The organism is Neisseria sicca VK64, assembly GCF_000260655.1.
GTDB classification, from domain to species: Bacteria; Pseudomonadota; Gammaproteobacteria; order Burkholderiales; family Neisseriaceae; genus Neisseria; species Neisseria sicca_B.
This window is the reverse complement of the sequence record NZ_AJMT01000065.1, coordinates 1-16,802: the sequence shown is the minus strand read 5'-3', so window position 1 is coordinate 16,802 and position 16,802 is coordinate 1. Positions and strand designations below refer to the sequence as shown.

The 16,802-nt window shown below is 49.0% G+C and carries 18 protein-coding genes; 6 read left to right on the top strand and 12 right to left on the bottom strand.

The genetic code is table 11. From position 1 onward, the window contains the following. Positions 1-250 precede the first annotated feature (250 nt). A complete protein-coding gene (locus tag HMPREF1051_RS03970) occupies positions 251-730 on the bottom strand; it encodes a macro domain-containing protein (RefSeq protein WP_003764683.1) in 480 nt (159 codons plus the stop codon). A gap of 415 nt (positions 731-1,145) precedes the next feature. Here HMPREF1051_RS03970 and HMPREF1051_RS03965 point away from each other — a divergent pair, with 415 nt between their 5' ends. Together HMPREF1051_RS03965 and HMPREF1051_RS03960 are read left to right on the top strand one after the other, a co-directional pair. Then, a complete protein-coding gene (locus HMPREF1051_RS03965; RefSeq protein ID WP_003757400.1) occupies positions 1,146-1,355 on the top strand; it encodes a heavy-metal-associated domain-containing protein in 210 nt (69 codons plus the stop codon). Positions 1,356-1,737: 382 nt separating this feature from the next. Next, on the top strand, positions 1,738-2,781 hold the full coding sequence (locus tag HMPREF1051_RS03960) for a sulfate ABC transporter substrate-binding protein (protein WP_003764668.1): 1,044 nt from the start codon (positions 1,738-1,740) through the stop codon (positions 2,779-2,781). Between the two features lie 161 nt (positions 2,782-2,942). On the opposite strand, the gene HMPREF1051_RS03955 is transcribed toward HMPREF1051_RS03960, so the two are convergent. From HMPREF1051_RS03955 to dnaX, 3 genes are all read right to left on the bottom strand, one after another. Further along, positions 2,943-3,509 (bottom strand): hypothetical protein, encoded by a 567-nt coding sequence (locus tag HMPREF1051_RS03955; RefSeq protein WP_036491719.1) that lies wholly within the window; start codon positions 3,507-3,509, stop codon positions 2,943-2,945. 172 nt (positions 3,510-3,681) lie between these two features. After that, positions 3,682-4,017 (bottom strand): YbaB/EbfC family nucleoid-associated protein, encoded by a 336-nt coding sequence (locus HMPREF1051_RS03950; RefSeq protein ID WP_003678854.1) that lies wholly within the window; start codon positions 4,015-4,017, stop codon positions 3,682-3,684. 143 nt (positions 4,018-4,160) lie between these two features. After that, entirely contained in the window at positions 4,161-6,335 is a 2,175-nt protein-coding gene (gene dnaX, locus HMPREF1051_RS03945; protein WP_003764659.1) for a DNA polymerase III subunit gamma/tau, read from the bottom strand. A 198-nt stretch (positions 6,336-6,533) separates the two neighbouring features. On the opposite strand from dnaX, the gene HMPREF1051_RS03940 reads away from it, so the two are divergent. Continuing rightward, entirely contained in the window at positions 6,534-7,247 is a 714-nt protein-coding gene (locus HMPREF1051_RS03940; RefSeq protein WP_003764673.1) for an aldose 1-epimerase, read from the top strand. Between the two features lie 66 nt (positions 7,248-7,313). On the opposite strand, the gene mltB is transcribed toward HMPREF1051_RS03940, so the two are convergent. The 7 genes from mltB to HMPREF1051_RS03905 all read right to left on the bottom strand — a co-directional run bounded on the left by mltB (position 7,314) and on the right by HMPREF1051_RS03905 (position 11,310). Further along, positions 7,314-8,396, bottom strand: a complete 1,083-nt coding sequence (gene mltB, locus HMPREF1051_RS03935) for a lytic murein transglycosylase B (protein ID WP_036491716.1) — start codon at positions 8,394-8,396, stop codon at positions 7,314-7,316. 112 nt (positions 8,397-8,508) lie between these two features. Beyond that, on the bottom strand, positions 8,509-8,961 hold the full coding sequence (rplI, locus tag HMPREF1051_RS03930; protein ID WP_003743490.1) for a 50S ribosomal protein L9: 453 nt from the start codon (positions 8,959-8,961) through the stop codon (positions 8,509-8,511). A gap of 16 nt (positions 8,962-8,977) precedes the next feature. Next, entirely contained in the window at positions 8,978-9,208 is a 231-nt protein-coding gene (rpsR, locus tag HMPREF1051_RS03925) for a 30S ribosomal protein S18 (protein WP_003678863.1), read from the bottom strand. A gap of 6 nt (positions 9,209-9,214) precedes the next feature. Further along, the gene (priB, locus tag HMPREF1051_RS03920) at positions 9,215-9,511 is read right to left on the bottom strand and encodes a primosomal replication protein N (protein WP_036491714.1); all 297 of its coding nucleotides are present in this window, start codon (positions 9,509-9,511) and stop codon (positions 9,215-9,217) included. A 2-nt stretch (positions 9,512-9,513) separates the two neighbouring features. Beyond that, a complete protein-coding gene (gene rpsF, locus HMPREF1051_RS03915; RefSeq protein WP_003757376.1) occupies positions 9,514-9,885 on the bottom strand; it encodes a 30S ribosomal protein S6 in 372 nt (123 codons plus the stop codon). Between the two features lie 132 nt (positions 9,886-10,017). Next, positions 10,018-10,632, bottom strand: a complete 615-nt coding sequence (locus HMPREF1051_RS03910; protein WP_036491711.1) for a 4'-phosphopantetheinyl transferase superfamily protein — start codon at positions 10,630-10,632, stop codon at positions 10,018-10,020. Positions 10,633-10,782: 150 nt separating this feature from the next. After that, positions 10,783-11,310, bottom strand: coding sequence for a hypothetical protein (locus HMPREF1051_RS03905; protein WP_231286251.1), 528 nt, complete (start codon positions 11,308-11,310; stop codon positions 10,783-10,785). A 266-nt stretch (positions 11,311-11,576) separates the two neighbouring features. On the opposite strand from HMPREF1051_RS03905, the gene surE reads away from it, so the two are divergent. The 3 genes from surE (at position 11,577) to HMPREF1051_RS03890 (ending at position 14,186) form a co-directional block, all read left to right on the top strand. Further along, a complete protein-coding gene (surE, locus tag HMPREF1051_RS03900) occupies positions 11,577-12,338 on the top strand; it encodes a 5'/3'-nucleotidase SurE (RefSeq protein WP_003764657.1) in 762 nt (253 codons plus the stop codon). A gap of 369 nt (positions 12,339-12,707) precedes the next feature. After that, a complete protein-coding gene (locus tag HMPREF1051_RS03895; RefSeq protein WP_003764658.1) occupies positions 12,708-13,628 on the top strand; it encodes a peptidoglycan DD-metalloendopeptidase family protein in 921 nt (306 codons plus the stop codon). A 219-nt stretch (positions 13,629-13,847) separates the two neighbouring features. Beyond that, positions 13,848-14,186 (top strand): hypothetical protein, encoded by a 339-nt coding sequence (locus HMPREF1051_RS03890; protein ID WP_003764687.1) that lies wholly within the window; start codon positions 13,848-13,850, stop codon positions 14,184-14,186. A 284-nt stretch (positions 14,187-14,470) separates the two neighbouring features. On the opposite strand, the gene pnp is transcribed toward HMPREF1051_RS03890, so the two are convergent. Further along, complete coding sequence (pnp, locus tag HMPREF1051_RS03885) at positions 14,471-16,591, bottom strand: polyribonucleotide nucleotidyltransferase (protein WP_003764665.1); 2,121 nt, start codon at positions 16,589-16,591, stop codon at positions 14,471-14,473. Between the last annotated feature and the right edge of the window lie 211 nt (positions 16,592-16,802).

Here is a 16,802-nt window from a genome sequence, read left to right as displayed (position 1 = left end):
TAAAATTGCAATGATACGGCGTTGCCAACGCCCTTATGTACTACCCGTACACGACGGGCGTTGCCGCCTTGTCTCATTTTTATTTTAATCCACTATAAAATTCGGCAACCCCTGAAACCATCCTCGAACGAAACCCCAAAAACACACCGTTTCCCATAAAAAAGGTCGTCTGAAAATGCTGCACGCTTGTTTTCAGACGACCTTTGATTTGAAGTTTCGGTGTTTTGTCGGATTATGCTTGCCGTTCACTCTAGCTGCGCTTGCCACTTTCAGATGCTTCAATGGGTTCATAGACAAAAATTTTAACGTTTTCAATATGATTCAACGCCTTTTCAATGCGCGTGCGTACTTCATTCCAATCCAATCCGCCCAACCCTGCCCCCAGCGGAGGAATGGCAATGGAACGAATATTGTTTTCTTGAATGACTTTTACCAAATCAATCAATCCACTTTCGATATCTTCAATACGGCTTTTCCCCCGCCAATGGCGCTTGGTAGGAAAATTGATAATCCATCTTGGCAAGACAAGTTGCCCTGTTTCAAAAACAAACATTTTGCCCGGCTTTAAAACTTCTTGTTTACACGCTTGCTGATACGCCTTGAAATTCTCCGGATATTTATTTTTAAATTGCAACGCAATGCCACGCCCCATAACACCAACACAATTTACGGCATTTACCAAAGCTTCGGCATCGCTCTCGAAAATATTGCCCGTTGTAAATTCAATCATGATCAATCTCCGTAATACAAAGCAAGCGCAGCTTGCGTTAGGGGGAGCGCGGCGGTCCAACAAAACAATTTGCGTTCTTTATATGGATTTTCAGACGACCTAAGTTTGAGATTTTAGCATTTTTTGGATTACACCTGCGGCTCGCCCAAACCGCGCTTATTTACCCAAACGTTTCAACCGTTTGGCAGCATCTTGATTGCCTGACGCTACAACACGGCGGCAGCGTGCGGCTTTTTTCAGACGACCCGCTTGACTTTGCCTCTTGAGGGTTTACAGTACGGTCTTGGATATTTTCTACAATCTAGGATGAAATCCTACAAGCATTTGTGTTTCGACATTTGGGCACATCGTTTGCGTTGAAGTGTTGCGGCGGCCTGTCGGATTTCACGATATTTGCCCACAGAAAGGAAACCCTATGGAAACCCTCACGCTTCATATCGACGGGATGACTTGCGGCGGTTGCGTCAAAAGTGTTACCCGCATTTTGACAGGCATCGACGGCGTAGCCAAAGCCGAAGTCAGTTTGGAAAACAAAAATGCCGTTATTGAATTTGATCCGGCGAAAACCAATGCGGCGGCGTTGATTGACGCGGTGGAAGACGGCGGATACGACGCGGCTTTGTGATTGCTTGCGAAAAGGTCGTCTGAAAACGGCTGATTCGGTTCTATATGAACCGGAATCCGTTTTCAGACGACCTTTTTTACGTTTTCGCCGGATATAGTGGATTAACTAAATCAGGACAAGGCGAGGTAACGCCGTACTGGTTTAAAGTTAAGCCACTATAATCAAAACAAGATTCCGTCGGCGGAGGTCGTCTGAAAATGAAACCTGCTTTTCAGACGACCTTATAACCAAAATTGATATCCGCCGAAGCAAACATTATTTCCGCTTTTTATTCTTTCGAGATAAAGTGCTTTGTAATCACTGCCTGTTCATGCTTTGTGCGTTACGTCCTTATCGGCAATGAATCGGGCGAATTGTTTTCCGAATTTTTCAGGAGTGTCGAATGAATATCCGCATACTGTCGCTGGCTGCCATCATTGCCCTTTCCGCCTGCTCGCCCAAGTCCGAACAGGCTGCCGACAAGGCGGCTGCGCCGGCGGCAAACGGCAAGGGCATTACGCTTTTAAATGTGTCTTATGATGTGGCACGGGATTTTTACAAAGAATATAACCCGTTATTTATTAAAGAATATCAGGCAAAGCATCATGGCGAGTCTATTGAAATCCAGCAGTCTCACGGTGGCTCCAGCAAGCAGGCTTTATCTGTGGCGAACGGTTTGGCGGCGGACGTGGTGACCATGAATCAGACTTCCGACATCGAGCTGCTCGAACAAAAAGGCTTGGTCAAATCCGACTGGGCTAAACGCCTGCCCGACCAAGCCGTGCCTTACACCAGCACGACAGTTTTCCTCGTCCGCAAAGGCAATCCGAAGCAAATCAAGGATTGGAACGATTTGACCAAAGACGGGGTAAAAATCGTACTCGCCAACCCGAAAACCACGGGCAACGGCCGCTACGCCTTTTTGGGCGCATACGGCTACGGTTTGAAGGCGTTTGGCGGAGATGAAGGCAAAACCAAGGAATTTGTCGCTGCTTTGTTGAAAAACACGCCGGTATTTGAAAGCGGCGGCAGGGCGGCAACGACGACGTTCAGTCAGCGCAATATCGGCGATGTTTTGATTACTTTTGAAAACGAGGCGAATCATGTCAGCAAAAAACTGACTCAAGATCAATTTGAGATTGTTTACCCGAGCTACACGATTTTGTCGGAAACGCCGGTTGCCGTCGTGGACAGCGTGGCGGATAAAAAAGGTACGCAGCAGGCGGCGCAGGAATATCTGTCCTACCTTTGGAGCAAACCCGCCCAAGAGCTTGCCGCCAAATTGTATCTGCGTCCGCGCGACAGCGAAGTCCTCGCCGCACACAAAGCTGATTTCCCAGATATCGAAACGTTCAATCCGAATGAAAAATTCGGCACATGGCCGGAAATCATGAAGAAATATTTTGCCGACGGCGGCTTGGTGGACCAGCTCTCGCCCAAACGCTAAAAGAAACAATCCGCCCAACCGGCACGCCTTGCACCCTACCCGCTTCGGCTTGCCAAACAGGCGCAAACAGCCCGAAACCTTTTTTCAGTCAGGTTTCGGGCTGCTTCGTTTTTGAATGAACGGCATCTTTTCAGACGACCTCGTCCATCAAACTTGGCACATCATTTCACACACGGATTGTCTAAAACGACTGAGACATCGCGTTCGGCTTTGTTCATATACGTCATGTGGACTTTCTTGCCTTTGAATTCTGCCTTGACGACGGATTCCAGCGTGGCGACATCTTGGATGAAGCCGAATTTTTTGTCTTTTGCGGAAATGAATTTGACTGGTTTTTCATGAAACAGCGAGTAGAAAGACACGCCTTTATTATCTGCGGTCACGGCGCATTGCGTTTTGCTGTCGGTGGCGATGACAGAGGAAAGCGTATGGGGCTTGTGGGTACGGTCGGCGAAGGTGGTGTAGGAAACATACGATCCGAAGCTGATCCTTAATGCAAAGGTATTGCCAAGCCATTCATAGCTCGTCCTGTCTTCGGGAAGATTTTTTGCAATGGCTTTTTTGCTTGCAAAGAAAGAGCATTCTTGAGTTTTATGGTTGCAGACTTTTCTGACGCTGAACTGTTTGTCCGGAGAAGTAATGACGGTTGCGGCGGCAAGGCTGTTTGCGCTTGCTGCGGCGAGCATACAGCTTAGAAGAAGTGAGCGGATGGGAAGGGACGGTTTCATTTTGTTTGGTGTGTCGGTTGGTTTTTAATATTGATTGAGCGGGTTTGAATGCAATGACGCATTCAATATGCCTGCCGGTTTGTTTATTTCAATCCGCCCAACAAATAATCCGAAGGTCGTCTGAACTGCTTTTCGGCGTTTCAGACGACCTTTTTTGCTTTGCGGCGCGGGTTTAGCGGAAGAAATCGCCCATGCCTGCGGGCAGGCCTTGGGTGAATGCACCCATGGTTTTATTGGTGGTTTCTTCGGCTTTTTCAGAAGCGGCGTTGATGGCGGCAAGCACCAAATCTTCGAGCATTTCTTTGTCGTCTGCGGCTTCTTGAATCAGGTCGGGGCTGATTTCGAGTTTGCGGACAACGTGGGAACAGGTCATCACGACTTTAACCAAGCCGTTGCCTGCTTCGCCTTCTACTTCGGTCTCGGCAAGTTTCGCTTGCGCTTTTTTCATGTTTTCCTGCATTTGCTGCGCCTGTTTCATCAGGCCGCCTAATCCGGCTTTTCCGAACATATTTAAAACTCCTGTGGTTGAATCGTTAAGGTGATGGGGTTATACCGTTTTGGTGTCTAAGGGTCGTCTGAAAGCGGTTTGATGGTTTTCAGACGACCTGAATGTTTATGTATCCGAATGGAAACGGAAATCCTTGATTACTGTTATTCCGCCTGCTCCGCCAGTTCTAAAGAATCAGGCTGCCATTGGGCTTCGAAAACTTTTAAAACCTGACGCGCGGTTTCGTCGGCTTCGAGCAAATCCTGTGCCTGCTGTCTGCCTTCAAGTTGGAGACGCTGGCGGCGCATGGTCGGAGTTTCCCAGCCCGCATCGTCGCGCCACGGTTCGGTTTGCAATTTCAATGGCAGACCGTAGGCTTTGGCAAGCGTGTTTTTGATTTTGTCGAGCCGCTCTTTGTTGGCGGTCGCGCGGGCTTCGTCGGTCATCGACAGCATCATCAGATGGCTGCCTGCGTCGTAGTTCGTCCATGCGGCGTGTTGCGCCAGCATTTGCGCGGCGCCGAGCTTGCGGGCGAAATGTCGGACGATTGCCGCCCAATTTTCGGTGGAAAACTCGGGCAACGGGGCGAACTGCGTGCCTTCTTCGTCGTCGTGGTCTTCTTCGGCTTCCGATTCTGCCGTATCGGCAGGGACGGCGTGTTCCCAATCCGGCGGCGGGGGCATTTCCGCGCTGTCTTCTACGGGGTAGTCATGATCGGGCGCACCGTAATCGTAGAAAGGCGCTACGGGGGCTTCATGCGCAAATGCTTCTGCGTCCACGGCTTCTTCAATCGGGGTCATCTGAATGGGGTTTTCAGACGACGTCTCAGACAAGGAAACGTCGGTTTCGTTGTTTGCTGCCTCGTTATCGGAAACTTGATTTTCAGACGACGTTTCGTCTTGAGGGGTCGTCTGAGACGGCGTTTCTGCTTCGTTTGCGGACTGTTTGTCTGTCTCTACTGCTTCGGAGGTCGTCTGAATGCTCTCTGCCTCCGCTTGCGCAGGCGTGTCCGTTACGGTTTCCACATCGCTCGGCGCGTCTTCCCAAGGTGGAACGTCGTTGTTTCCTTGAGTCGGAACCGTTTCGGCAACTTTGTTTTCAGACGACGTTGCAGGCGCGGAGGTCGTCTGAACGGGTGGTTTGGTGGCTTCAGACTGGGGAAGTTGCAAAGGCTTTTTTGCGGTATGGACACCCGTTTCAGCAGAATGCAGCTCGATATTTTCAATATGTCCACCAACGTCATGCGCATCCGCCGCCAACGGCGCGAACGCAAGCATACGCAACAGGGTCATGACGAAGCCGGCGTATTCGTCGGGCGCAAGGCTCAAATCCTGTTTGCCGTGAATCGCGCATTGATAATAAAGCTGAATTTGTTCGCCGCTGAGTGCCTGGCTCAGTTGCAACAGAGTTTCGCGCTCAGGGTCGTCGTGCGCCAAGGCGGAAGGGACTGCCTGTATCAAGGCGAGGCGTTGCAACAGCATGGCAAGTTCGCTCAACGCGCTGTCAAAGCCGATGGCGCGCGCCGCCATTTCCTGCGCTTTCGCCAGCAGGGCTTCACCGTCTTGGTTGACGATGCCCGCCAGCAGTTCGTACAGATATTGTTTGTCGACCGCGCCAATCATTTGGCGGACGTCTTGTTCGGCAACGCTGCCCGAACCCATGGCGATGGCTTGGTCAAGCAGACTTAAGGCATCGCGCATCGAGCCTGCGGCGGCACGGCCTAAAAGTTGCAGGGCGGCAGGTTCGTAGGCGATGTTTTCGTTGTTTAAAACGTGAGCAAGGTGATCGGCAACCTGCTGCGAAGTCATGTTGCGCAAGACAAATTGCAGGCAGCGGCTCAAAACGGTAATGGGGACTTTGTGCGGATCGGTGGTCGCGAGAATGAATTTGACGTGTTCGGGCGGCTCTTCCAGCGTTTTCAGCATCGCGTTGAACGCGCTTTTGGAGAGCATATGCACTTCGTCGATGATATAGACTTTGTATTTGCCGGCGGTCGGCGCGTATTGGGCGTTTTCCAATACTTCGCGGATGTTGTCGATGCCGGTATTGGAGGCGGCGTCGATTTCCAGCAGGTCGACGTAGCGTCCGGTGTCGATTTGTGTACAGCTTTGGCACACGCCGCAAGGTTCGCCGTGTTGCGCGTTTTCGCAGTTCAGGCTTTTCGCCAGAATACGGGCGATGGTGGTTTTCCCGACCCCGCGCGTGCCGGTCAGCAGGTAGGCATGGTGCAGGCGACCTTCGTCCAGCGCGTTGCGCAAGGCTTTGACGACGTGTTCCTGACCGACTAAATCGGCAAAGGTTTTCGGACGCCATTTGCGGGCAAGAACTTGATAAGCCATAAGGTTTTCTCTGCTGGAAATAAATCGGAAGGTCGTCTGAAAAGTGGTTGAACGCCTTTCAGACGACCTTGAAAGATGACGGGTATTTTAGCATTTTTTTGATTTTTATTAAGGATTTTCTGTCTGCATATCGGGAAAGGCGCGTGTATAATCGTTAGAATATTACAAAATCTAAAATATCTTGAAGAACAAATCACCATGTCTGAAATCATCTTACGCAACCATTCCGCATCCATGCAGATAAACACCCTGGGCGCATATGTGGACAATTTGGTTCTACAAGGCCAGGAAGTGTTATTTCCGAAAACCAGCGTCCAAGTCGGTGCTGATACAAAATTACGCGGCGGGATGCACGTCTGCCTGCCGCAGTTCGGACCGGACGGTAAAAACCATTTGGCGCAACACGGTTTCGGCAGAACCTCTACTTGGAAAATCCGTTATCAAAACGAATCGGATGTCGGCTTGAGATTGATCAGCACGGCAAAGGGCTACGAAAACGTCGAATGGCTGCTGGATTACAGCCTGCCGAACGAAAACGAAGCAGTCGCCACGTTGACCGTCTGCAATTACGGCGACGCGCCCGTGCGCACTTCGCCCGGTTTCCATCCCTATTTCCCCGCCGTCGGCACCCAATTCGATTTCAACGGCGCGCCCTACGATGCCGACTATATCGCACACACGGAATTTGTCTCCTCGCCGTCGGATACACATGTTGCGTTTGACGGACTGAAACTCGACATCCGAACGCAAAACTTGCCCGTTTACGCGCTTTGGAGCGACCGAAACGGACAATACACCTGCGCCGAGCCTACCGCCGAAGGCAACGCCTTTTTATCGCCTGCGCGCGGCGGGCAGTTTGTGTCGGGGCATGGCAAAAAGCATTACGGCATGAAAATCCGTTTGATTGCTTGAGTTTGGAGTGAATTGATTTCAAGCTCTCAAATAAAAAACCACCTTGAAAAAGGTGGTTTTTAAACATTACAAACCGTTATTGTTGATTGCATTGGCGATATCACGCACGGCAGTAACATACATTCGGCTGTTGTTATACTGCCAAACCGTATAGAAATTATTCAGACCGAGATAATATTCAAATACGCCCGGACTGGTTTCCAGGCTGAACAAAACGGCTTTCTCATTGTCGGCAACTGCTTGTTGCGGCACCACGCCCATCGCTTTGAAATCCGCAACGGTACGGTTCAATGCGGTTTTTTCATCAATGATGGCTTTCAAGTCAGGCGTAATCGTCAGATTGACGGGAACAATCATTTTGCCACCTGTTTTCCAGCCATGTTGCTTCATATAATTGGCAACAGAGGCGGCAACGTCACCGATATTGTTCCAAATATCGCGGTGTCCGTCGCCATCATAATCAACCGCCCATTTGCGATAGCTCGAAGGCATGAATTGCGGCATACCCATCGCGCCCGCATAGCTGCCTTTGAAGTCAAAAACGTTCTCTTTTTCTTCTTTCGCCATCAGCAAAAGCTCAATCAGCTCGTTTTGGAAAAACTCGGCGCGGCGCGGATAATCAAAACCCAAGGTACTCAAAGCATCGGCAACGCGGAAACTGCCCGTGTTTTTACCGTAGTTGGTCTCAATCCCGATAATCGCCACAATCAGCTCGGCAGGTACACCATATTTGCGCGCCACATCATCGATAACGGCACGGTTAGCAGCGTAAAATTGTTTGCCGCCGTTGAATTTCGTCGCACCGGAGTTGCCCGTGCGGAATTCATACCAAGGGCGAGAAGTTGACGGGCGGTACATAATATTGATGATATTGCCTTTGTAAACCACGCCATTGAAGAAGTTTTGCAATTCAGCTTCCGTAAATTGCTTTTTCGCTGCTTCATAACGGATAAACTGGCGGACATTGGTGTTGGCATTAAAGCCGCTGCTGGCAACCGATTCCGCAGCAGAATCAAAAGCAGGACGCTGGTTTTTGCTTTGATTAATCGGCTCAACCGTTTTAGCGGACTCAACGTTTGTTTTGGTTGTATTGCAAGCAACGAGCAGCAACGCGGTTGATATTGCAAGAGAAGGAATAAGTTTTTTCATATCTGGATTTATAGTCACTAAAGAAGCAGTCTTAATTATGCAAAAAGGTCGTCTGAAAGATGGTAGGAATATACATTCCATTCCCTTTCAGACGACCTTTTAAGACTGTCTATTACTCGGCAGCTGCAACAACAGCAACGGTAATCGCAGCAACAGCGTCAGTGTGCAGAGCCACTTCAACTTCGTACTCGCCTACGGCTTTCAGAGGACCGTTAGGCAGGCGTACGTTGGATTTTGCAGCTTCAACACCTGAAGCAACAATCGCAGCAGCGATGTCGGCATTGGTAACAGAACCGAACAGACGACCGTCCACACCTGCTTTTTGAGCGATAGTGATGGTTTGACCGTCCAGTTTTTCTTGACGTGCTTTAGCATCGGCCAAGATTTCGGCTTGTTTGGCTTCCAATTCGGCACGGCGTGCTTCGAATTCTTTCATATTGGCTTCAGTAGCGCGTTTGGCTTTGCCGGCAGGAATCAGGAAGTTGCGGGCGTAACCATTTTTTACGGTAACGATGTCGCCCAGGTTGCCCAAACCGCCGATTTTCTCTAACAGAATAATTTGCATGATTTAAACTCCAAAATTATTTGTGTTGATCGGTGTAAGGCAACAGAGCCAGGAAGCGTGCGCGTTTGACTGCAGTAGCCAATTGGCGTTGGTAATGCGCTTTGGTGCCGGTGATGCGGGCAGGGATGATTTTGCCGTTTTCAGAAATGAAGTCTTTCAGCAGATCAACTTGTTTGTAATCGACTTCTTGGATTTTTTCAGCCGTAAAGCGGCAGAATTTTCTACGTTTGAATGATTGACGAGCCATTGTCGTTTAACCTTTATATTCTTTAATGTTCTGTATGCGGAGTATCGGCCTTGGGAAGCGTTTGCTTCGCTGTGCGAGAAAGCCTTCTGCTTCAACCATCGTATCTTGCCGATACTGCCATTCTTCAGCCTGCTTACCTAAAATACGCGCGGGAATTTCAAAACTGACCAGGCATTTTTGCCCGTTTTCTTTCTGCCAAGATTCATGCTTTAACATAATATCCAAAACAGGGATTCCTGCCGGTGTGTATCTCAAGGATTCAACCTTGTAAATCAGGGCGGTAAGCTTTGTAAGATTATCCAATCTTATTCAGCTGCTGCAACTTCTTCAGCCGCACCGTTCAGCAAGTTTTTTGCTTTTTCGCCGCCTAGCATAGGAGAGGCTTCGGTTACAGCATGTTTTGTTTTGATGGTCAGATGGCGCAGTACGGCATCGTTAAAGCGGAAAGCGGTTTCCAGCTCTTCAACTACTTCAGGAGTAGTTTCGATGTTCATCAAAACATAGTGTGCTTTGTGGATTTTGTTAATCGGGTAAGCCAGTTGACGGCGGCCCCAGTCTTCCAAGCGGTGGATTTTGCCGCCGGCTTCGGCAATCATGGTTTTGTAACGTTCAACCATAGCAGGCACTTGCTCGCTTTGATCAGGATGAACGATAAACACGATCTCATAATGACGCATGTTATCTCCTTATGGATGATTAAATACAGCCTTTTGCCATGCGAAAGCAAAAGGCAAGGTTGAAAGCGTCGAATTATAACCGAAATTCAAGTCTGTCACAAGCAGACAATGCTGTCTGAAAATATTCTGTTTTCAGACGACCTCTATCCTCATCAAATCAGCCTTATCTATCCCGCCGTGACATTCCAGATAAACTTCAACATCATTCCCCTGCCAAACACAGGCAACAGCAAATCCATCAGACAACATCGCTGTCATTCCATGCCAATCCGAACATCCGCACACCTGTATTCCCTTTTTTCCATCTGCTGTAAATCGATAGCCAACCTTGCGCATATCCTCGGGAAAATCCAAATCCGCCGCCTTCAACAGTGCTTCTTTAATGCACCATAGTCGATAAAATTCTTCCTTATCCCAATCCCTGGATACCAAATATTCCTTTTCCCACTCAACACATACCCACTCCGCCAACGCCTGAAAATCACGAAAACGGATTTTCTCAACATCCACACCGGCGGACAGACTATTTGATGTACACAATACCGCAGCAATGCCGTGACTATGGCTGAGCGAAACGATTGGATGTTTTGATTTTTGCTTAAGGGCGCGACTGACTTTCCAATCTATTCTTTCCGACAATTGCGGTGATTGGGCTATCCTCTGCCTATCATGCTGACTTAAAGAATCATCACAATAAGTTTCGGCAAGTAGCTCATCTCCGAGCAGGCAATACAAATGCTTCTTCATCGGACATCCAAAACAAAATTTTCTAAAACCAAAATGAGCCGGCAGCATATACCCACCGGCTCATTTCAACACATTGCAAGCATCAAGCTACCATTTAAAGATAACAGTTAGACCAAATTACCGCCAAACCCTAATTTGGTCATCGCCCTTTTAATGCAAGCTTCCTTTTAAAACCACTCGGCTGTTCCAAGTAGCAACATGGCATTCATACTCATTGCCGCCAACGGTTTTTTTGTCAAAATAGCTGACTAAGCGTACGGATTTCGCTTTTCTTTGTACCGCAGTGCTTTGGAAGCGTTTCACTGTACTCAAGAAAGCACGCTGGCAGGATTCCTCCGGACTTTTACCGACCATGTTGGCAATTTGACGGGAGACCAAAGTGGTATTACCGGTGCTGCCGTAAGAAACTTTGATATTAGGATTCAGAACAGATTTCGCTTCATCGGAATTCAGTGCAACACTTGCCTTACACATATAAACGTCATTTTTTCCTTTGCCATTCACTTTATGCCCTTCCCCCACACTGCGGCATGCTCCTGAATCTTTCCCGGCATGTTGTTCATGAGATGAAGCCGAGCCTGAATTTCCGGCAGAAGACTCCGATTTTGATTGGTTACTAGCACATGCAGAAATGGCTAATACTGAAGACAAAGCGATTAGATAAGAAAAACGGCGCATTTCAATAACTCCCGAAAGTAGTTTGTAAATAAGGATTACGATTTGTTATTGTAATGCATTGCGGATTATCTGATAAGAAATAAATCACCCCTTCTTTTACAAAAATTCCCTCTCACCGCACGACTTCAAATATTGTTATAAAGCAAATTGTATGAACTCTCTCTTTCAGACGACCTGCAATTCGCCACACACATAAAATCATCTGAAAAATAGACAAACTTTATCATCAACCGTTAGACTGCCCAGATTATGTTACGGATACAATTATGAATATCTTAATTTCCAACGACGACGGCTACCTAGCCCCCGGCATTGCTATTTTGGCACGCGTTGCAGCAGAATTTGCCAATGTCCGCGTAGTTGCACCCGAACGCGACCGCAGCGGCGTCAGCAATTCTTTAACACTTGACCGCCCGCTGCAAATAAAAGAAGCCTCAAACGGTTTTTACTATGTCAGCGGAACGCCAACCGACTGTATCCATGTCGGACAACACGCCCTGCCCGATTTCAAACCCGATTTGGTCTTATCCGGAATAAACAATGGCGCCAACATGGGAGATGATACCCTCTACTCAGGTACAGTCGCCGCAGCAACCGAAGCCTATCTGATGGGCATTCCCGCCATCGCTTTTTCATTGAATGATTCACGCGGCCGCTATTGGAAAACCGCTGAAAAATCCGTTTGGATATTGCTAGAATATTTGTTAAAAAATCCTCCTAAAGAGCCTATCCTGTGGAATATCAATATCCCCGCAGTCATGCCTGAAGACATACAGGGCATTAAAATTACACGATTGGGCAGAAGACACCACGAGCAAAGTATCGTCCCCATGCACAATCCGCGCGGAGAACCGATTTACTGGATAGGGCCGGTCGGCAACATTTCCGACCAAGAGGAAGGCACCGACTTTGGAGAGTGCGAAGCAGGATTCATCACCATCACCCCCCTGCAAATCGACCTGACAGCCTATAACCAACTCCAAAGCGTCAACGAGTTTTGGCAAGGCATAAAACCCTCAAACACATAACCTTTTCAGACGACCTGCTTCTGATATAGTGGATTAACTTTAAATCAGGACAAGGCGACGAAGCCGCAGACAGTACAGATAGTACGGAACCGATTCACTTGGTGCTTCAGCACCTTAGAGAATCGTTCTCTTTGAGCTAAGGCGAGGCAACGCCATCCTGGTTTAAAGTTAATCCACTATAAACAGTTATTTTGAAATGAACCCCTACATTAAACCCATACCCGCTGTCCGTCAGATTTTCAAACAGGCGAACCAGTCAAAATCAGGCACTTTAACAGTTACTAACGGCTGCAATACTTGAGAACAGGGCGTATTTTTATTATGATATGTCCCAATAAAACAACAACCCGATATAAAGGTCATCCAATCATGTTGAAAAAAACCGCATTTTACGCAGGGTCGGCAGCCCTCGCCCTCATACTCAGCGCATGCGCCAGCCAACAACCTGCGCCCGTCGTCGTAGGCAATTCCGGCAGCAATTCCGGTTCTGCAAACACAGCCTCCAACAATCCATATGGTGCAGCGCCTTACGAAACTAATGCGGCCAACAACGACGCCCCTTATACCCCTCCCGCCTCCACTCCTCCTGCCAACAGCAGCTACCCTTCCGGTCCTACCGGTTCTTACACGCCTTCTTACGCGCCGGTGGACATCAATGCCGCAACACACACCGTAGTGCGCGGCGATACCGTCTATAACATTTCCAAACGTTACCAAATTACGCAAGACAACCTCCGCGCATGGAACGGCTTGGCAGACAACACCATCAGCGTCGGACAAACCCTCCGCGTCAAACCGAACGGTTACAGCGCCCCAGCCGCTACTGCGTCTGTTCCGACACCTCCTCCGACACACACCGCCTCTCCCAAACCTACTCCCGCACCGCTTAACACCCCGACCGTTTCCACAGGCGGTACCCGCACAGTCAGCGGCATCACATGGCAACGTCCGACCGTCGGCAACGTCATCAGCAACTTCGGCGGCAGCAACAAAGGCGTAGATATCGGCGGTACAGCCGGTCAACCCGTCGTTGCTGCTGCTGACGGCAAAGTCGTCTATGCCGGCTCAGGATTGCGCGGTTACGGCAACCTGGTCATCATCCAACACAACTCATCTTATCTGAGCGCATACGGCCACAACCAACGCTTGCTGGTCAACGAAGGACAACAAGTCAAACGCGGCCAAACCATCGCAAACATGGGCAACACAGACGCCAGCCGCACGCAACTGCATTTTGAAGTGCGCCAAAACGGCAAACCGGTCAATCCTGCAAACTACGTTGCATTTTAAAATCAATGCCATACAAAACCGCCCCAATTGGGCGGTTTTTATTTTCAAAGACAAAAGCCAACCGCACAATCCACAACAATATTGACTTATATTGAATTTCTCCCGCCGATACACCCGTACAATCAAACTTATTGCCGTCTCCAGTATTTTTCAGACGACCCTCAAGACATTTCCGTCTTTTGAAATCTTTCTCAAAGCTTTTCTTTTCAAGGAGTCATCATGCAACAATACACCCTAGATCCCAAAGCCTTGCTCGGCGGCGTTATCCATAGTGATATCGACCAAGAAATCGTTCAACTCTCCCTGCAAAAGGATAATGAAATCCCCGATTATCAAGCCGATGCCATTATTCTCCTGCTGGTACTCAACGGCAGCGCCAAAATCATCACCCAAACCAAAACCCTCTCCACGCAAGGACTCCAAGTCGTCCGCCTTGAACCCAACGAAACCCACAGCATACGCGCCCTAGAAGACCACACTAACATACTGGTCATCAAGCAGCTTACTTACGCTTCCGGTCTGAATAAAAAACTGCGTTTCGGCAAATGTTGCCTATAAAGAAAGAGGTCGTCTGAAAACCAAGGAAAATGGTTTTCAGACGACCTCTTCAACATTCAATCTAATTGCTGTTCAAAAAGAACGATAAATCAAAGTTCCGACACAAGGCAACTTATAGTGGATTAAATTTAAATCAGGACAAGGCGAGGCAACGCCGTACTGGTTTAAAGTTAATCCACTATAATTCCACATTCCTGCCCCCTACTTTGTTTATCCGCATTCAGTAAAAAAGGTCGTCTGAAATCTTTCAGACGACCTTTCATCAATCAAAATCGGCTCAACGATTATTCAGGCGCTTTTTCTTCGCGCGCAGGAGCTTCGGTCAATGCTTTGATAGACAGACGCACGCGGCCGCGGTCGTCCACTTCCAATGCTTTCACATTCACAACCTGACCGACTTGCAGATAGTCGCTGACGTTGCGTACGCGCTCGTGGGCGATTTGGCTGATGTGTACCAAACCGTCTTTGCCCGGCATCACGCTGACGATGGCGCCGACGTTGTTGTCGAGGATTTTAACCACAGTACCTTCGTACACTTTGCCCACTTCCACTTCGGCAGTGATTTCTTCGATACGTTTTTTCGCAGCGTCGCCGGCTTCTTGAGTGGTTGCAGCAATAGTGATGGTGCCGTCTTCCGCAATATTGATTTCAGTACCGGTTTCAGCAGTAATCGCACGGATGGTTTCACCGCCTTTGCCAATGACTTCACGGATTTTGTCTTGGTTGATTTTCATGGTGAACAGGCGCGGAGCGTGAGCGGACAGCTCTTGCGGACCTGCCACGGCGGCTTTCATCTGTTCCAAGATGTGCAGACGCGCGTCTTTGGCTTGTGCCAAAGCAATCTGCATGATTTCTTTGGTAATGCCTTGGATTTTGATGTCCATTTGCAGCGCAGTCACGCCTTCGGTCGTACCGGCAACTTTAAAGTCCATGTCGCCCAAGTGGTCTTCATCACCCAAGATGTCGGTCAATACGGCGAATTTGTTGTTGTCCAAAATCAGACCCATCGCGATACCGGCAACGTGTGCTTTCAAAGGCACACCGGCAGACAGCAGGCTCAAGCAGCCGCCGCAGACAGAAGCCATAGAAGACGAACCATTAGACTCGGTAATTTCGGAAACAACACGCATGGTGTAGCTGAATTCTTCAGGAGACGGCAATACGGCAACCAGTGCGCGTTTTGCCAAACGGCCATGTCCGATTTCGCGGCGTTTCGGCGCGCCGACGCGACCTACTTCGCCGGTAGAATACGGCGGGAAGTTGTAATGCAGCATAAAGCGGTCGGTGTATTCACCGGAGAGCGCATCAATAATCTGCTCGTCGCGAGAAGTCCCCAAAGTCGCTACGGCAAGGGCTTGGGTTTCGCCACGGGTAAACAAGGCGGAACCGTGTGTACGCGGCAGTACGCCGGTTTGAATGTTCAACGGACGGACGGTGCGGGTATCACGACCGTCGATACGCGGCTGACCTTCCAAAATTTGGGTGCGGACAACGTCGGCTTCCAAATGTTTGAAGATGCCTTTGATTTCGTTGGCAGCCAAAGTATCGGTTTCTTCGGTAATCAGCGCATCTTTTACTGCGTTCCAAGCCTCGTCCAATTTAGCGGAACGCGCTTGTTTTTGACGGATTTTGAACGCTTCTTTAATCGCTTCGCCGGCAATTTCGCGCACTTTGGCAACTAATTCTTCATTGGCTTCAGGCGCTTTCCAATCCCATACTTCAGGGTTTACTTCGTCGGCGAACTCATTGATAGCGTTAATTGCTACCTGCATTTGGTCGTGACCGTAAACAACTGCACCCAGCATCACATCTTCCGGCAGGATTTTAGCTTCAGATTCCACCATTAAAACGGCTTTGGATGTACCTGCAACCACCAAGTCCAGCTTGGATTTCGCCAATTCGGCTTTGGTCGGGTTCAATACGTACACGCCGTTTACATAACCTACGCGCGCGGCACCAATCGGACCGGCAAACGGTACGCCGCTCAACACCAGCGCAGCGGACGCGCCGAGCATGGCAGGGATGTCAGAATCGATTTCAGGATCAACGGAAACCACCATCGCAACGATTTGGATGTCGTGGTAGAAACCTTCAGGGAACAGCGGGCGGATAGGACGGTCAATCAGACGGCTGGTCAGGATTTCTTTTTCGCTTTGTTTGCCTTCACGCTTAAAGAAACCGCCGGGGATTTTACCTGCGGCGTAAGTGCGCTCAAGGTAATCAACAGTCAGAGGGAAGAAATCTTGACCTTCTTTGACTTCTTTGTTGGTAGTTACAGCAACCAAAACGACGGTGTCGCCCATCGATACTTTAACAGCCGCTGCCGCTTGACGCGCGATTTCGCCGGTTTCCAAAGTAACGGTGTGATTGCCGTATTGGAAGGTTTTAACGTGTTTATCGAACATTTCGTTCCTTTCAGAATGCCGCACGCTAAAACACTAATAATGCACACTAAAAGTGAGAATGTGCATAGTTAGGGTTTCAGGTGTGCGGCGGTTGGTAAAAACTATAGTGGATTAAATTTAAATCAGGACAAGGCGACGAAGCCGCAGACAGTACAGATAGTACGGCAAGGCGAGGCAACGCCGTACTGGTTTAAAGTTAATCCACTATATA

What these genes read in the sequence shown, in the direction of transcription:
- HMPREF1051_RS03970 (WP_003764683.1), bottom strand. Translation starts at nt 730, where the DNA reads ATGATTGAATTTACAACGGGCAATATTTTCGAGAGCGATGCCGAAGCT.
- HMPREF1051_RS03965 (WP_003757400.1), top strand. Translation starts at nt 1,146, where the DNA reads ATGGAAACCCTCACGCTTCATATCGACGGGATGACTTGCGGCGGTTGC.
- HMPREF1051_RS03960 (WP_003764668.1), top strand. Translation starts at nt 1,738, where the DNA reads ATGAATATCCGCATACTGTCGCTGGCTGCCATCATTGCCCTTTCCGCC.
- HMPREF1051_RS03955 (WP_036491719.1), bottom strand. Translation starts at nt 3,509, where the DNA reads ATGAAACCGTCCCTTCCCATCCGCTCACTTCTTCTAAGCTGTATGCTC.
- HMPREF1051_RS03950 (WP_003678854.1), bottom strand. Translation starts at nt 4,017, where the DNA reads ATGTTCGGAAAAGCCGGATTAGGCGGCCTGATGAAACAGGCGCAGCAA.
- dnaX (WP_003764659.1), bottom strand. Translation starts at nt 6,335, where the DNA reads ATGGCTTATCAAGTTCTTGCCCGCAAATGGCGTCCGAAAACCTTTGCC.
- HMPREF1051_RS03940 (WP_003764673.1), top strand. Translation starts at nt 6,534, where the DNA reads ATGTCTGAAATCATCTTACGCAACCATTCCGCATCCATGCAGATAAAC.
- mltB (WP_036491716.1), bottom strand. Translation starts at nt 8,396, where the DNA reads ATGAAAAAACTTATTCCTTCTCTTGCAATATCAACCGCGTTGCTGCTC.
- rplI (WP_003743490.1), bottom strand. Translation starts at nt 8,961, where the DNA reads ATGCAAATTATTCTGTTAGAGAAAATCGGCGGTTTGGGCAACCTGGGC.
- rpsR (WP_003678863.1), bottom strand. Translation starts at nt 9,208, where the DNA reads ATGGCTCGTCAATCATTCAAACGTAGAAAATTCTGCCGCTTTACGGCT.
- rpsF (WP_003757376.1), bottom strand. Translation starts at nt 9,885, where the DNA reads ATGCGTCATTATGAGATCGTGTTTATCGTTCATCCTGATCAAAGCGAG.
- HMPREF1051_RS03910 (WP_036491711.1), bottom strand. Translation starts at nt 10,632, where the DNA reads ATGAAGAAGCATTTGTATTGCCTGCTCGGAGATGAGCTACTTGCCGAA.
- HMPREF1051_RS03905 (WP_231286251.1), bottom strand. Translation starts at nt 11,310, where the DNA reads ATGCGCCGTTTTTCTTATCTAATCGCTTTGTCTTCAGTATTAGCCATT.
- surE (WP_003764657.1), top strand. Translation starts at nt 11,577, where the DNA reads ATGAATATCTTAATTTCCAACGACGACGGCTACCTAGCCCCCGGCATT.
- HMPREF1051_RS03895 (WP_003764658.1), top strand. Translation starts at nt 12,708, where the DNA reads ATGTTGAAAAAAACCGCATTTTACGCAGGGTCGGCAGCCCTCGCCCTC.
- HMPREF1051_RS03890 (WP_003764687.1), top strand. Translation starts at nt 13,848, where the DNA reads ATGCAACAATACACCCTAGATCCCAAAGCCTTGCTCGGCGGCGTTATC.
- pnp (WP_003764665.1), bottom strand. Translation starts at nt 16,591, where the DNA reads ATGTTCGATAAACACGTTAAAACCTTCCAATACGGCAATCACACCGTT.